Raw genomic sequence first — 15,428 nt, forward strand, 5'->3', positions numbered from 1 at the left:
TAGCGCTATTCAATGCGCTAGAACGATCATGTTTTTTATAAAATTGGTATTAGTATGAAGGCAAGGGGTTGCTGTCAATAAAGTCACATAACTTGCCTTCACTTAATAGTGTATTTGTTTGTTCTATATCCGGTGCAAAATAGCGATCTTTATCATAGTAACTAACGTGTTCGCGTAATAATGTTTTTGCGTTTTGTACCTTATTAGATGGTTTGAGTGGCTTTCTAAACTCTAGCCCTTGCACCGATGCTAACCATTCTATAGCTAAAACCCCCTGAGTGTTATTGGCCATTTCACCTAAGCGCCTAGCTGCAAAAGTGGCCATAGATACATGATCCTCTTGATTTGCTGATGTTGGCAAACTATCGACCGAAGCGGGGTGTGCTAATGATTTATTTTCTGATGCGAGCGCTGCGGCGGTTACTTGTGCAATCATAAAGCCTGAATTTACACCGCCGTTTTCAACTAAAAATGGTGGTAATTTAGATAAGTTAGAATCGATAAGTAATGCAATTCGTCGCTCTGCTAATGCGCCAATTTCGGCAATAGCGATCGCTAAGTTATCGGCGGCCATCGCTACCGGCTCTGCATGAAAATTCCCACCAGAAATAATATCGCCTACATCCGCAAAAACTAATGGGTTATCGGTGACGCCGTTTGATTCACAGAGTAATACTTCTGCAGCTTGGCGTATTTGCGTTAAACACGCACCTAACACTTGTGGTTGGCAGCGCAGGCAATAAGGGTCTTGTACTTTTTCACAATTGACGTGTGAATCGCTAATTTGTGAATGAGTATCAAGTAACTCTCTAAATACTTGAGCAGTATCTATTTGCCCTCGTTGACCGCGAATGTCATGAATACGCGCATCAAATGGTGAACGACTGCCCATTGCGGCTTCAATACTAATAGATCCAATAACACAGCTTTGTGCATATAAATCTTCAGCTCTAAATAAGCCTTGTAGTGCAAATGCAGTAGATGCTTGTGTGCCATTTAATAATGCTAGGCCTTCTTTTGCTGCAAGGGTAAGCGGTTTAAGCTCTGCTATTTTTAAGCCTTCTTCGGCACTAATAATATTACCTTTATAGCGCATGTTACCCTCACTGAGTAAAGGTAGGCACATATGCGCAAGAGGGGCTAAATCGCCCGACGCACCCACAGAGCCTTTTTTAGGTACGCATGGGTAGACTTCACTATTAAGCAATTGCATAAAAAATTCGATAACTTGCAGGCGAATACCTGAGTAGCCACGAGACAGCGAATTAATTTTTAAGGTGATCATCAGCCTTACTGTACTGTCATCCATGTATTCGCCAATACCCGCTGCATGCGAAAGTACAATGGAGCGCTGTAATAATTCAAGTTCATCATCGGCAATTTTAGTATTGGCTAATAATCCAAAGCCGGTATTTATTCCGTATACAGTGCGGTGTTCGTTAATCACATTTTGAACGGTTTGTGCGCTTGCTGCTATTTGTGACTCAGCATGCTTGGCAAGGCTTAACTTTACTGATGAATTATTAATTTTTCTCAGCGTGCTTAAATCAAGCGAGCCAGGTGTGAGAGTAAGTTCTACCATGATCATTCCTCGTTTAGCATTGGTAAGTCTAAGTTTTGCTCTTTAGCACAGGTTTTTGCGATGTCGTAGCCCGCATCTGCATGGCGCATTACGCCAGTTGCAGGGTCGTTCCATAACACACGGCCAACACGCTCTTTGGCTTCGTCTGTTCCATCGGCAACAATAATCACACCAGAGTGCTGACTAAAGCCCATACCAACGCCACCACCATGGTGAAGCGATACCCATGTAGCGCCACTTGCTGTATTAAGTAATGCATTAAGTAATGGCCAATCTGATACTGCATCAGAGCCATCTTTCATGCTTTCTGTTTCACGATTAGGGCTTGCAACAGAGCCTGAGTCTAGGTGATCGCGACCAATGACTATCGGTGCTTTAAGCTCGCCATTTTTAACCATTTCGTTAAAGGCCAATGCAAGGCGTGCTCTGTCTTTTAAACCAACCCAACAAATGCGTGCAGGTAAGCCCTGAAATTGAATACGTTCACGCGCCATATCTAGCCAATTATGTAAATGTGCATCATCGGGAATCAGCTCTTTTACTTTTGCATCGGTTTTATAAATATCTTCTGGGTCGCCCGATAAGGCTACCCATCTAAAGGGCCCAATACCTTGGCAAAATAAAGGTCGAATATAAGCAGGAACAAAGCCTGGAAAATCAAATGCGTTGGTAACGCCTTCATCAAACGCCATTTGGCGAATATTATTACCATAGTCAGTTGTTGCAGAACCTGCTTTTTGCAGCGCTAGCATGGCGTTAACTTGCACTGCCATTGATTGCTTAGCCGCTTTTACTACGGCTTTCGGATCTTGCTCACGCATTTTTGCTGCGTACTCCATTGTCCAATCTTGTGGTAAATATCCATTAAGTGGATCGTGAGCAGATGTTTGATCTGTGACTACATCAGGGGTAATGCCTGTTTTAACGAGTGTACTAAATACATCGGCAGCGTTGCCAAGTAAGCCCACCGAGAGGGCCTCACCTTTAACACATGCATCGGTTATTAATTGCAGTGCATGTTCAAGGTTCGTTGCTTTTACATCAACGTAACCTGTTTTTATACGAAAATCGATTCTGCTTTCATCGCACTCAACAACAAGTGCGCTAAATCCAGCCATTGTGGCTGCAAGCGGTTGTGCGCCGCCCATGCCGCCAAGACCACCTGTTAATACCCATTTTCCTTTAGCTTGACCGTCAAAATGCTGTTTTGCCATGGCAACAAACGTTTCGTAAGTGCCTTGCACTATGCCTTGCGAGCCAATGTAAATCCAAGATCCGGCAGTCATTTGCCCATACATCATCAAGCCTTTTTTATCGAGCTCGTTAAAGTGTTCCCAATTTGCCCAATGCGGCACTAGATTTGAGTTGGCAATCAGTACGCGCGGTGCATTACTGTGGGTTTTAAATACGCCGACGGGTTTGCCCGATTGTACAAGTAGGGTTTCGTCGTTTTCGAGCCTATCGAGGGTTTCTATAATTTTGTCATAACTTGGCCAATCGCGTGCTGCACGGCCAATACCACCATACACAACAAGCGAATGAGGATGTTCTGCAACATCAGGATCTAAATTATTCATGAGCATGCGTTTAGCCGCTTCAGTTTGCCAGCTTTTAGCGCTTATTTTATCGCCATGCGGTGCACGTATTACGCGACTTGTGTCGAGTCGGTTGTTCATGTTTTACTCCTGTTGTATATACAAGGTTGTTAATTATAAAAAAGCGCAATAAGCGCAATTTTTTTGTTATTTTTTAAATGTTAAATGGCCACCTAAGCGGTATTTACTGCCAGGTGATACAAGGCGTGCAAAGCTTACAATGCCATGAATAGACCATGTGCGTCGAATAACTTGTAAGCATGGCTCTTCGTTATATAAATTGAGCCATTGGCACATTTCGCTGTTTGGCATAATGGCTTCTACGGTATGCCTTGCTTGAGTTAGCGGTGCAACGCTCGATAGATATTCATGAGGAGTGAGTGCCGTAAAATCTTGCTGTAGATAGCCACTAGCAAGTGCTGGATTTACAAAGCGTTCTTCTAGCTGCAAAGGGCTATCGTTCTCATTGTGTACGAGTACACTGCGATATACTACGCTGTCAATTTCAACACCAAGTGCAATAGCTATGGGCGCGACTGCATTTATAGATTCAAGTATGAGTACATTACAGGTGTAGTTCCCGTTGCGCTCTTTTACTTCATCAGCAATATTTTTGATTTCGAGTAATGATGACTGCGATTTAAATGTAGCAACGAATGTACCTAACCCTTGGCTGCGCGTTAAAATACCGGCTTCGGTTAGTTCGCTTAGCGCTCGACGAGCCGTCATTCTGCTCACGCTAAATTGACTAGCCAGCTCGTTTTCAGAGGGCACACGTTGATTTTCTTGCCATGTGGCGCTGCGAATTTTATCAACAATAAATTGTTTTATTTGCGCAAATTTAGGTGTCGTCATTAAATTAATGGTTACATTGAAAGTAAACTATATAAACAAGATGGCATAATTACCTTGTATATACAAGGTGAATTGCTAGACTATATTTTCATCATAATAGGGCAAAAAAGGGTATAAGATGCAAAGCACATCACAACATTATGAGTTAGAAGATCTCGACTTACTTTTAACCGACGCCAATATTGCCACTATGGATAGCAGTATCGATGCGGCTTATGGTGCCATTGAGAATGCAGCAATAGCCATTAAAAATGGTGAGATTGTGTGGCTTGGAAAGCAATCGACATTACCAAGTTTTGATGTTTTTGCAACGCCGACATTAAGTATAAAAGGGCAATGGCTAACGCCTGGATTAATCGATTGTCATACGCATTTAGTGTTTGCAGGCTCAAGATCGCAAGAGTTTGAACAACGCTTGCAAGGAGTTAGCTATGAGCAAATTGCAGCACAAGGCGGTGGCATAGCGAGTACGGTAAAAGCGACTAGAGCGGCTGATCGAGAACAATTATTTGTTGATGCAAAAGACAGACTCAATACTTTGTTAAAAGAAGGGGTTACCACAGTCGAAATTAAATCAGGCTATGGGTTAGATACTGAAAACGAAATAAAAATATTAGAAGTCGCCCGCTTGTTAGGTGAACACCATCCTATAGATATTAAAACTACGTTTTTGGGAGCACATGCTTTACCGCCAGAGTACAAAGGCCGTGCTGATGAGTATATTGATCTAGTTTGTACAGAAATGCTTGAGCAAGTAGTTGCTAGTGATCTTGCTGATGCTGTCGATGTATTTTGTGAAAATGTAGGATTTAGTTATGCACAAACCAAGCGTGTTTTTGAAGCCGCTAAAAAGCATAATCTTCCAGTTAAATGTCATGCTGAACAGTTATCTAATCAACATGGTGCTGAGCTAGTAGCGCAGTTTAATGGTCTTTCGGCCGATCATATTGAGCATCTTGATGAAGAGGGGGTAAAAGCAATGGCACAAGCAGGTACTGTTGCCGTGTTATTGCCTGGTGCATTTTATTTTTTGAGAGAAACTAAATTTCCACCCATTGAACTACTCAATCAATATAAGGTGCCGATAGCGATAGCCAGTGACTTTAATCCCGGAACTTCGCCATTATGCTCTGTGCAGTTGATGATGAATATGGCATGTACTCTATTTAGGTTAACGCCGGAACAGGCCTTATTAGGCGTAACTCAAAATGCGGCTAAGGCATTGGGATTAAAAGATCGTGGTGTGCTAAAGGTGGGTGCCAGAGCTGATATAGCGCACTGGGAAATAGGTCATCCATCACAGCTGAGCTATCAATTTGGTGTAAATAAACTGTTAAATCTATGGGTTTTGGGTAAACTTAATTAGTTTGAATTAATTTGGTTCACAATAAATATGCTTATACTGAATTTTTTAATCAATACGAGCGGTACAGATTTGGGAATTTTAGCTGATAGCCGTTTTGCTATTTTTTTTAGCGGTGCGTTGCTGATGGCGATGATTGCTACTTTGCTTGTTGTTAAAAGTAACAGTATTAAATTTAGTTATTTATGTATTGCGCTGATTGGCTTTGCGATTTTGAGCAATGAAACGCCTTGGCTTGTTATTTTACTTACCTTTGGGTTTTGCTTTTATTTATGGCAAGCTTTAGAGCATAATAATTGGGCTATGATCATGGTCAGTGCAGCTGCAGGCTTATTGTTTGTATTACTGCTGAGTGCCTATTTTTTACTACATATTCCTTTATTTTGGGTCGTGCTCGCTATCCTATTGTTAACATTAGCAGGTTTTTTCAATGATAATGCAGCTATAAAAAATCAACGAATAGAAAATACACCAGAGCAAGAAACATTTATTGATAATTCGCCTCTTGCCGCCTTCAGTAATATAAGTAAGTTGCGTAAAAAGGTTGATGAGTGGTGTATTAATAAACCACTCAACGCCGTACTTGTTATTATCCGTTTAGAAGGTTTTGAGCAGGTAAATCAGCATTTAGGACGTAATTTTGGAGATTTACTTTTAGCGCAATCGGCAAATAGAATAAAGGCGCTATTAGAGAGTGATGAGGTTGTTAACTTAGCCCCACAAGAGAAGCTTGCGCATTTGGGTGGGCTCAACTTCGCATTTATTTGTGATCTCGCGAATCAAAAGCATATTCATGAGCAGCTAATACAAAAAATACTAGATGCAACACTTAAGCCTTTTAATGTTGCCAATTGCACCGTTGAAGTAAAAGCAAGAGCAAGCTATGTGGATTGTACAGAGCAAAAAAATGACTTTGATAATTTAATATCCTTTGCTTACCTTGCGCTTGATAGTTACCCAGGTAGACAAGTCATTGCTTATCGAAAACAAATGATGGTTGAGCAATTAGAACAGCAAGCTAGGTTAAAGGAGCTAGCCAATATCGATTTTTCGAGTGAATTTGAGTTATATTTTCAACCCATAATTTGTAATGAAAATGGAAAGATTGAGTTTTTAGAGCTATTGCTGCGTTGGCAGCATCCTAAGCAAGGTATTTTATCGGCTAACCGATTTATTGATGACATTAAAATTGCGGGGCTTGCTTTTCAATTAGCGACGTTTGTAATGGAGCGAGCGGCGGAGCTGGCGATGGCGTTACGCATGGAAGGTATGGCGATACCGCTCAGTGTTAACGTATTTGGTCCTGAGATGCTAAATGAAGAATTTGTAGAGTTTGTTGACAACATAACAAAAGATCATCAATTAGAAACTGGCGATTTAATTGTTGAATGTCCATTGCATATTTTTACTAACTTAGATAGTAAAGGTAAAGCAATGATTGCTCGACTTAATAATATTGGTTTAAAAATATGTGTTGATGGCTTGGGCGATAATCCTGTACTGCTGTCTAAATTACCCAGCTTGGCCGTTGAATATATTAAAGTTGCGCCATCATTAACCGCTGATTTTAGTAATCAAAATACGATACGCAGTTTGATCGGTGGTATGGTTGAAATGCATAACCAGCAAAAAACAAAAGTTATTTTTGAAGGGATTGAAACGCTTGAGCAACTGAGATTTATTAAAAGCTTAAATGCTTATGCCGCACAAGGTTATTACTTTGGGCACCCACTAAGTAGTGTAGGCTTAATGAGCTGGCTAAAGCAGTGGCTATTAGCTCAGCGTTAAAGGCTCTCTTTAGATTGTATGTAGCTATTGACGAGTGCCGTTATTACTTGCCCACAATGCTGCATTCCACTATCTAGTCCATTGGGGTGTTGACTCGGTGCCGCTTCACATAAATGTAGGTATGTAGATTGACGTTTTTTAGCTGCTAAATGTACAAAATGTTCAGTGTCGCTGACGCTAAATCCACAGCATGTATAAGCACTAACCGGCATACCAGTAATGCTATCTAAATCAACTTCTACACCTAGCGGTGCTTCATCAAAACAATTTAGTGCATTATTAATTGCTTGAGTAAGAGTAATCTCTCGTTTAACTTGTATTGCTTGATAACTATTAAACTTAAAGTTGGCTTCATTCATTGCTGTAATAATTGCTTGGTTGTTCTTTAACTCATGTAAGCCAATAACATGGTAATTATTTAAATGTTTTTCGTTGTATGCATAGCGAAAACCATTGCCACTATGGCGACCTTCACACTCTCTAAAATCAGCATGGGGATCAAAGTTTATCGCATTTATTGGTGTGTTTTTATGCTTGCTCAGCGCTCGAATAATTCCCAAGCAGTTGTTGTGTCCGCCACCAATTATTATGGGTTCAAGTCCTGCTTGAAAAATAAGATTCAAAACAGATTCAACGCGTTCATCAAGTTGTTGGCACAAAGCGCGTAATTGAGTTAATTGTTGAGGTTGTTGATTATCGAGTAGATTACTTTGCGCCATTAAATCATCAACATTAACTTCACCCAACAAAAGTACTTTTTGAGTCGTGATAAATTGATTATGAGGCTGGTTTAAAAAACGTTTTAGAAATGCTGACCATGCTTGATTTGCACCGCCATTACCTAAGTTTGCTTTGGGGCCAATATCTTCGCAAATACCAAGAAGAACATAGCGAATACCAAATTGTGCAGCGTCAACAAGAGCTTGTTGTACGTTTACTTGGGTGTCGAGCAAGGCCATTGTTTGCCAAGCTTTTTTCTCGTTTGCGCGGGTAGAGCAAAGTGCTGTAACCGCGCTTTCATCATATACTTTTAATTGAATGGTCACGTTATATTTCTACGACTTCCAATTCAAGTTCTTCAGCAGATAGAACGATGCCTGTGCTGTCGGCATAAATAAAGTCGTCATCAAAAAAGGATACGCCAGCAAAGTTAACACCTATAGCGTCTTCGCCTGCACCCTCACTGTCGGCTGCAACAGGAATAGAAGCAATGGCTTGAATGCCTAAATCAAGCTCTTCAAGCTCGTCTACGTGGCGCACTGCGCCGTAAACAATAATGCCATTCCAGTTATTTTCAAGTGCTAACTCGGCCAGTTCAATATCAATAAGTGCACGACGAGTTGAGCCACCGCCATCAATAAGCAGCACTAAGCCTGTACCATCTTGAGAAAGCAATTCGCGGATCAGTTCATTATTTTCAAAACATTTGACCGTTTTAATGCGGCCACCAAAGCTGTGTCGACCACCAAAGTTGATGAACATAGGCTCTAGCACGTCAACCACATCAGCAAAGTGGTCACATAAGTCAGAAGTGCTGTAATCCATTATTTTATCCTCAAAAGATACATTAATTTATACCTCAGTATACCCTCCTTATATGCAATAACAACGACTTAATCGCAGTAAATTTAGCCAAAACAAAGCCTAAATCAATAATAGCAACAATAGTGTCTTAAAAGCGTCACTCAATTGTTATTTACAACACCTAAGCTAAATCAGTGTTCATATATTATGCAGCGTGGAGTAAGTGATGGATGATAATAATATGCTTAAAAAGGTAGCTCAGGTGGATGAGCAATTATTTTTAACTCTGTTTAATTACAACTCACCTAGATGGCTTAAAGTAATAGCATTTGGGTTGTCTAAAAGCGGCGATGGTGGTTTGTACTTGCTTATGTGCGCAGCTGTTTGGTGGCTTAGCAATAACGAGCAGCACCAATTACTACCCATTACAATTTTGGTTGGCTTTGCCATAGAAAGACCCATCTATTTTTTAGCGAAAAAGAGCTTTGCCCGGGTGAGACCTTGTGATTGCTTAGTTACGAATGCGTACATAGTACCCAGTGATAAATTTAGTTTACCGTCAGGGCACAGTGCCGCCGCATTTCTTGTTGCTATTATATTGAGCAATTTTTTCCCTGAGTATGTGTGGTTGTTATTTGGCTGGGCTTCTAGTGTGGCAATTTCTCGTGTGGTCTTAGGTGTACACTTTCCTGCAGATATTATTCTCGGTGCAATTATTGGCAGTTCTTGTGGCTTATTTGCATTAGTCTTGGTGGTTCCTGTATGAAAATACTGTATGGCATTCAAGGCACTGGTAATGGTCACATAACGCGAGCTCGTGTTATGGCGAGCTGTTTTAAACAACATGGAATTGATGTTGATTATATTTTTTCAGGGCGTGCTACTAAAGACTATTTTGATATGCAGGAATTTGGACATTATAAGAGTTTTCGAGGGTTATCTTTTAACACTAAAAATGGTCAAATAAAAAGCTTACAAACAGTTAAAAATGCGCGGATTTGTGAGTTGGTTTCAGATATAAAGTCACTCGATATAAAACAGTATGATTTTATACTTAACGACTTTGAACCAATTACGGCATGGGCTGCAAAACGTGCAGGCGTTCCTGTTGTAGGAATTAGCCACCAAGCGGCGTTTTTATCAGACAGCGTGCCGATGTTCAGCCGAGGTATTTTACGTAAATCTTTAATTAAATATTATGCCCCAGCAAACACTTATCTCGGTGTTCATTGGCAGCCATTTGCAGATAATATTATTCCTCCTTTTATCGCAAACCATCAACATGGTAACCCTGTTGCAGTAATGAATAAGGTATTGGTATATTTACCATTTGAAAATTTAAATAGTATTATCGATTACTTAAAAGATTTCCCCGAAAAAGAGTTTTATTGTTACCACCCTCATGCATCAAATCAGTCAATGGGGCATATTCATTTACGTGCTCCATCGCGTGTTAGTTTTTTAAATGACTTAGCCAATACCAGTGGTGTTATTGGTAATGCAGGGTTTGAGCTGGCAAGTGAGGCGCTTAAGCTAGGTAAAAAGCTACTTTTAAAACCACTTGATGGGCAGTTTGAGCAAGGCGCGAATGCGCAAACGTTGTTATCAATGAGGATGGCGCATGTAATGAATTACTTAAACCCGCAAGCACTAGATGATTGGAATAGTGCCCCACAAAATAAACGAATTAATTATCCTAGTGATCCCACACCGTTAATTAACTGGTTGGTAAATAAGCAATGGTGTAATACGCAATCACTGCATAAAGGGCTTTGGGGAAGTGTAAATGTGTCATAGCAGAAATAAATTAAAAATTTACTCTGATAATTGAACCACTTGATCTATGCTTAGCTATACTAGAGAAGAATATTAAATATAGGCTCTTAGAATGAATTTTTTGCAGAATCTTACTATCAAACGTCGCTTGCAATTAAATGCGATTGTTGTTGGCTTAGCAATGATTGTTTTATTATGTGTGATAATTTTTGAATCACGTACCACTTTGAATTTAAATAAAACGATTCAATTGGCGGAAGAGCTTAATGTACATTCATTAGCATTACGTAACCACGAAAAAAACTTCTTGTTTTACAAGCAAGAAGATTCACTGGCTGAGTTTGAAATGAATTTTAAGCAGCTAAGCATTAAAATTACTAAGTTAAAACAATTAATGACTCAGCAGGGGATTTCTGCTGCTCAGCTTGAACGTTTTGAACAACTAATAAACAGCTATAACAACGACTTTAACACGGTTACTACGCTGCAAAAAGAGATTGGGTTGACCCCTAAAGATGGCTTATACGGAAAGCTAAGAAGTGCAGTGCACGAAGTCGAAGTACTATTAAAAGAGCAAGAAAACTACAAGCTTTTATCATCTATGTTACAACTTCGGCGCTCAGAAAAAGATTTTATGCTTAGATTTGATGATAAATATCTAGGCCGCTTTAATGAAAGTATAAATACCTTTAAGCAGCAGATTGCATCGGCTGATTTGTTAAGTAGTTATAAAACACAAATAACCCCGCTAATTGATACCTACCAAAATGAGTTTAAAACACTTGTGCAAGCGCAAACTGAATTAGGGTTAGATCTCAACTCTGGTGCGCTGGGTGTTATGCAAGAGAGCGTAAATAAAAGTGAAAAAATTGTTACTCAAATCGTTCAAGATACCAAGCTACAAGTTGAAAAAAGCGTAGAGCAAGCGCAGTTTTTAGCTATTCTCGTTTTTGTTATTGCAGGTGTTATTGTTTTAGCTTTGGTTTATTTTACTAGTCGCTCAATTATCATTCCTATTGAACGTGTTTATCATACTATAAATGATATTCGCCGCAGCAATGATCTTACTATTTTGATAGAGCAGACTGGCAAAGATGAAATCACCACGATGACAGTCGACTTCAATAGCTTAATCGGTGACTTTAAACACCTAGTTAACGATGTTAATGGGGCTTTGAATACACTTAATATTGCCACAGAGCATTTGTCAGAGAATACATCAGCAACAAGCTCTGGTATGCAAGAGCAATTGCATGAAGCTGATATGGTGGCAACGGCAGCCACTGAGATGCAAGCAACAATTCAGGATATTTCACATAATACTGAGGCTGCGGCTAAAAAAGCTGAATCAACCAACTTGAGCGCACAGCAAGGGCGTAATGAGGTTGAGTCAACCGTTAAGCAAATTAGAGAGCTGTCTGGCTCACTGGGAGATGCATCGAGCGTTGTTTCTCAATTAGAAAAAGATGGTGAGACTATTGGATCTGTACTCGATGTGATTCGTGCCATTGCAGAACAAACCAACTTATTGGCACTTAACGCAGCGATTGAAGCTGCAAGAGCTGGTGAATATGGACGCGGTTTTGCGGTTGTAGCAGATGAAGTTCGTTCATTAGCAAAACGTACCCAAGAGTCCACAAGTGAGATTGAAGGTATAATAAGTACTTTGCAGCAGCGTACACAAGAAGTCGTCAGTATTATGCATAAGTGCCGCTCACAGGGGGACGAAAGTGCATCGCAGGCAATTAAAGCTGGCGATTTACTTGGAGCAATAACGGAAGATGTACAAACGATAATGGAAATGAGCACACAAATTGCCGTAGCCATTGATGAGCAAAGCCAAGTGGCATCAGAGGTAAATAAAAACGTAGTGCGTATACGCGATATTGCACAAAGCGCATCAGAAAATGCATCTAGCAATGCACAAACAAGTGAAGAAGTATCTCAACAATCTCGTGTGCTATTTGCTGCTATTGATAAGTTTAAGGTGTAATCAACAAGCTATTTATAACTTACAATAAACTATTAAATGGCCAATAAGGTTTAAGGAATAAACTTTATTGGCACACTATCTTTATTGTTTTTATGCTCGTTTATACGTTGTAAATATTCATCCCACAGTGCGCTTTGCTGCTCTTGTAGTTTTGCAAAATATTGCCAGCTGAATAATCCACTATTATGACCATCATCAAAGCCTAAACGAAGCGCATAGTGCCCAACGGGTTCAATACTGTTAATACTCACAGATTGCTTATTAAACACTAACTTCATCGGACCTGAACCATGTCCTTGTACTTCAGCAGATGGAGAATGGACGCGTAAAAATTCACTACTAAATACCGATTTGCTTTCGTCATCAAAGTAAATATCTACGTTTTTACTTATGCTGTGGTAATGTATTTTTGTTACGTGTTTCATTTTTATCCCATTAAAAAGCCCCCATAACGGAGGCTTTTAGTATAAGGGGTATCAATTAAAGAATGAAGCGGCTTAAGTCTTCATCTTCAACCAATGCACCTAGGTGTTTTTCAACATAAGCGGCGTCAATAGTAAGTGACGAACCTGCTTTTTCAGAAGCGTCGTATGAAATCTCTTCCATTAACTTTTCCATCACAGTATGCAAACGGCGAGCACCGATATTTTCAGTTTTTTCGTTAACTTGCCATGCCGCTTTTGCAATACGATCAATAGCATCATCACTAAACTCAACAGTTACCTGTTCAGTTTTTAGAAGCTCTCGTTGCTGCTCTGTAAGCGATGCATGAGGTTCTGTGAGAATGCGTTTGAAGTCATCAGCAGTAAGCGCTTCAAGCTCTACACGAATTGGCAGGCGACCTTGTAGCTCAGGGATCATGTCAGATGGTTTTGCCATTTGAAATGCACCAGAGGCAATAAACAACATATGGTCAGTTTTAACCATGCCGTGTTTAGTGTTTACTGTTGAACCTTCAATAAGCGGCAGTAAATCGCGCTGCACACCTTCACGGCTAACATCAGGACCTGAAGAATCACCACGCTTACAAATTTTGTCTATTTCATCAATAAACACAATACCATTTTGTTCTACTGCAAAAATAGCTTGTTCTTTTAGCTCTTCAGGGTTCACTAATTTCGCGGCTTCTTCTTCCGTTAATAGTTTGAAGGCTTCTTTGATTTTTAGCTTACGTTTAGTGCGTTTGTCGCCACCCATGTTTTGAAACATGCTTTGCAGCTGGTTGGTCATATCTTCCATACCAGGGGGCGCCATAATCTCTACGTTTGGCTGTGTTTGAGCTAAATCAATTTCAATTTCTTTATCATCTAGCTGGCCTTCACGTAGTTTTTTACGAAACGTTTGACGTGTTGAGGAGTTATCATCACGCTGTGTTTCGCCGTATTGATCTTTAACAGGAGGAAGCAAGGCATCTAAAATACGCTCTTCGGCCGCTTCTTCTGCGAGATGTTTAAATTTTTTGGTTTGCTGCTCACGAGTCATTTTAATCGACACGTCGACTAAATCACGGATGATCGTATCAACTTCTTTACCAACATAGCCAACTTCGGTGAATTTTGTCGCTTCTACTTTAATGAATGGCGCATTCGCTAATTTTGCTAAACGGCGTGCAATTTCTGTTTTACCTACGCCAGTTGGGCCAATCATTAGAATGTTTTTAGGTGTCACTTCACCACGTAAATCTTCATTAAGTTGCATACGGCGCCAGCGATTGCGAAGTGCAATAGCCACTGCTTTTTTTGCATTCGCTTGGCCAATAATGTGTTGATCTAGTTCGTGAACAATTTCTCTTGGGGTCATTGCAGACATAGCGGTTCCTATTATAATTCTTCGATGGTTTGGAAATTATTAGTGAATACGCAGATATTGCCTGCAATAGTTAAGCTTTTTTCGACGATTTCACGAGCGCTTAAGTCGGTATTTTCTAATAAGGCTGTTGCTGCAGATTGGGCAAAATTACCGCCACTGCCGATGGCGATTAGATCATTCTCTGGCTGCACCACATCACCGTTACCGGTAATAATAAGAGATGCAGTTTCATCTGCTACAGCGAGCAATGCTTCGAGTTTTCGAAGAGCCCGATCGCTGCGCCAGTCCTTAGCCATTTCGACCGCTGCTTTGGTTAGGTTGCCTTGGTGCATTTCTAATTTACTTTCAAAGCGTTCGAAAAGGGTAAAGGCATCAGCAGTACCGCCGGCAAAGCCAGCAATTACTTTGCCATGATAAAGGCGTCTAACTTTACGGGCGTTGCCTTTCATTACGGTGTTACCAAGAGATACTTGGCCGTCACCGCCGATTACAACTTTGTCGCCGCGGCGTACACTTACGATAGTAGTCATGTTATTCCTCATCATCGAGCTGTAGAGACAACTCGTAAAAAACGATTATGATGAGGTTATATGGGTGAATGGTTTATTTTCAAGTCCAGTTCCAAATTCCGCAGCTGACTATATTCACACGTTTAAGCTTGTTTTTATCACTTTCGGCTTGGCGTTTGGTTTTATAAGGCCCTAAACGCACCTTGTGCCAAGTGCCTTCTTGCTTAATTTCAGATATAAGTCCTGCAAATGCAATTTTAGCTTTGAGTGATTCGGCTTGGGCGTGGGTTTTAAATGAACCACATTGCATAACGTAAGGACCTTTTTGCTCAAGCTGTTTTACCTCAACTTGAATTTCGTGGTTTCTAATTTCTTTAATAAATGCGGGCGTACGTGGGATAACCACTTCGACCTTTTTTTCAGCTGTCGTCGAGTTAGCCTGCTTTTCTACCAGCTTAGGATCGGCGTTACTTTTAATAAACCATAACCCGTAGACGAAACCGCCTACAAGTAAAAGAGCAATACTCACTAAAAAAATCGGAAATGGTTTTTTCGCAGGTGCTTGCTTATTGTTTTTTCTGTTTGCTGGTTTTTTGTTAATGTAATCGTGCTGTGCCATAGCGTTATTTTGGCC

At 40.3% G+C, this 15,428-nt stretch carries 14 protein-coding genes; 5 read left to right on the forward strand and 9 right to left on the reverse strand.

Annotated elements, in window-relative coordinates:
* Window positions 1-49: 49 nt before the first annotated feature.
* From hutH to hutC, 3 genes are all read right to left on the reverse strand, one after another.
* Window positions 50-1,582: a histidine ammonia-lyase gene (gene hutH / locus ACJJVZ_RS05165; protein WP_077536233.1), complete on the reverse strand. Its 1,533-nt coding sequence runs from the start codon at window positions 1,580-1,582 to the stop codon at window positions 50-52.
* 2 nt (window positions 1,583-1,584) lie between these two features.
* Window positions 1,585-3,258 (reverse strand): urocanate hydratase, encoded by a 1,674-nt coding sequence (hutU, locus tag ACJJVZ_RS05170; RefSeq protein ID WP_405598688.1) that lies wholly within the window; start codon window positions 3,256-3,258, stop codon window positions 1,585-1,587.
* Window positions 3,259-3,324: 66 nt separating this feature from the next.
* Window positions 3,325-4,032, reverse strand: coding sequence for a histidine utilization repressor (gene hutC / locus ACJJVZ_RS05175; RefSeq protein ID WP_077536229.1), 708 nt, complete (start codon window positions 4,030-4,032; stop codon window positions 3,325-3,327).
* Window positions 4,033-4,150: 118 nt separating this feature from the next.
* On the opposite strand from hutC, the gene hutI reads away from it, so the two are divergent.
* A complete protein-coding gene (gene hutI / locus ACJJVZ_RS05180) occupies window positions 4,151-5,398 on the forward strand; it encodes an imidazolonepropionase (protein ID WP_405598690.1) in 1,248 nt (415 codons plus the stop codon).
* 123 nt (window positions 5,399-5,521) lie between these two features.
* Window positions 5,522-7,183, forward strand: a complete 1,662-nt coding sequence (locus ACJJVZ_RS05185) for an EAL domain-containing protein (RefSeq protein ID WP_405599091.1) — start codon at window positions 5,522-5,524, stop codon at window positions 7,181-7,183.
* On the opposite strand, the gene ACJJVZ_RS05190 is transcribed toward ACJJVZ_RS05185, so the two are convergent.
* Both ACJJVZ_RS05190 and rraA read right to left on the reverse strand, forming a co-directional pair.
* Entirely contained in the window at window positions 7,180-8,229 is a 1,050-nt protein-coding gene (locus ACJJVZ_RS05190) for a formimidoylglutamase (RefSeq protein ID WP_405598692.1), read from the reverse strand. The genes ACJJVZ_RS05185 and ACJJVZ_RS05190 overlap by 4 nt on opposite strands.
* Window position 8,230: 1 nt before the next feature.
* Window positions 8,231-8,728 carry a ribonuclease E activity regulator RraA gene (gene rraA, locus ACJJVZ_RS05195; RefSeq protein ID WP_138584618.1) on the reverse strand — a complete coding sequence of 166 codons (498 nt, stop codon included), beginning with the start codon at window positions 8,726-8,728 and terminating at the stop codon, window positions 8,231-8,233.
* 205 nt (window positions 8,729-8,933) lie between these two features.
* Here rraA and ACJJVZ_RS05200 point away from each other — a divergent pair, with 205 nt between their 5' ends.
* From ACJJVZ_RS05200 to ACJJVZ_RS05210, 3 genes are all read left to right on the forward strand, one after another.
* A complete protein-coding gene (locus ACJJVZ_RS05200) occupies window positions 8,934-9,473 on the forward strand; it encodes a phosphatase PAP2 family protein (RefSeq protein ID WP_193156173.1) in 540 nt (179 codons plus the stop codon).
* A complete protein-coding gene (locus ACJJVZ_RS05205) occupies window positions 9,470-10,504 on the forward strand; it encodes an MJ1255/VC2487 family glycosyltransferase (protein WP_138584620.1) in 1,035 nt (344 codons plus the stop codon). The genes ACJJVZ_RS05200 and ACJJVZ_RS05205 overlap by 4 nt, the downstream gene beginning before the upstream one ends.
* Before the next feature lie 91 nt (window positions 10,505-10,595).
* Complete coding sequence (locus tag ACJJVZ_RS05210; RefSeq protein WP_405598695.1) at window positions 10,596-12,476, forward strand: methyl-accepting chemotaxis protein; 1,881 nt, start codon at window positions 10,596-10,598, stop codon at window positions 12,474-12,476.
* 50 nt (window positions 12,477-12,526) lie between these two features.
* Here ACJJVZ_RS05210 and ACJJVZ_RS05215 read toward each other — a convergent pair whose 3' ends face one another.
* From ACJJVZ_RS05215 to ACJJVZ_RS05230, 4 genes are all read right to left on the reverse strand, one after another.
* Window positions 12,527-12,901: a gamma-butyrobetaine hydroxylase-like domain-containing protein gene (locus tag ACJJVZ_RS05215; RefSeq protein WP_138584622.1), complete on the reverse strand. Its 375-nt coding sequence runs from the start codon at window positions 12,899-12,901 to the stop codon at window positions 12,527-12,529.
* 55 nt (window positions 12,902-12,956) lie between these two features.
* Window positions 12,957-14,285 (reverse strand): HslU--HslV peptidase ATPase subunit, encoded by a 1,329-nt coding sequence (hslU, locus tag ACJJVZ_RS05220; protein ID WP_193156176.1) that lies wholly within the window; start codon window positions 14,283-14,285, stop codon window positions 12,957-12,959.
* A gap of 11 nt (window positions 14,286-14,296) precedes the next feature.
* Window positions 14,297-14,815, reverse strand: a complete 519-nt coding sequence (gene hslV, locus ACJJVZ_RS05225; RefSeq protein WP_405598699.1) for an ATP-dependent protease subunit HslV — start codon at window positions 14,813-14,815, stop codon at window positions 14,297-14,299.
* A 79-nt stretch (window positions 14,816-14,894) separates the two neighbouring features.
* Window positions 14,895-15,413, reverse strand: coding sequence for an SPOR domain-containing protein (locus ACJJVZ_RS05230; RefSeq protein WP_405598701.1), 519 nt, complete (start codon window positions 15,411-15,413; stop codon window positions 14,895-14,897).
* Window positions 15,414-15,428: the final 15 nt, after the last annotated feature.

Source organism: Pseudoalteromonas sp. Ld19 (assembly GCF_045064135.1).
GTDB lineage: Bacteria > Pseudomonadota > Gammaproteobacteria > Enterobacterales > Alteromonadaceae > Pseudoalteromonas > Pseudoalteromonas aliena.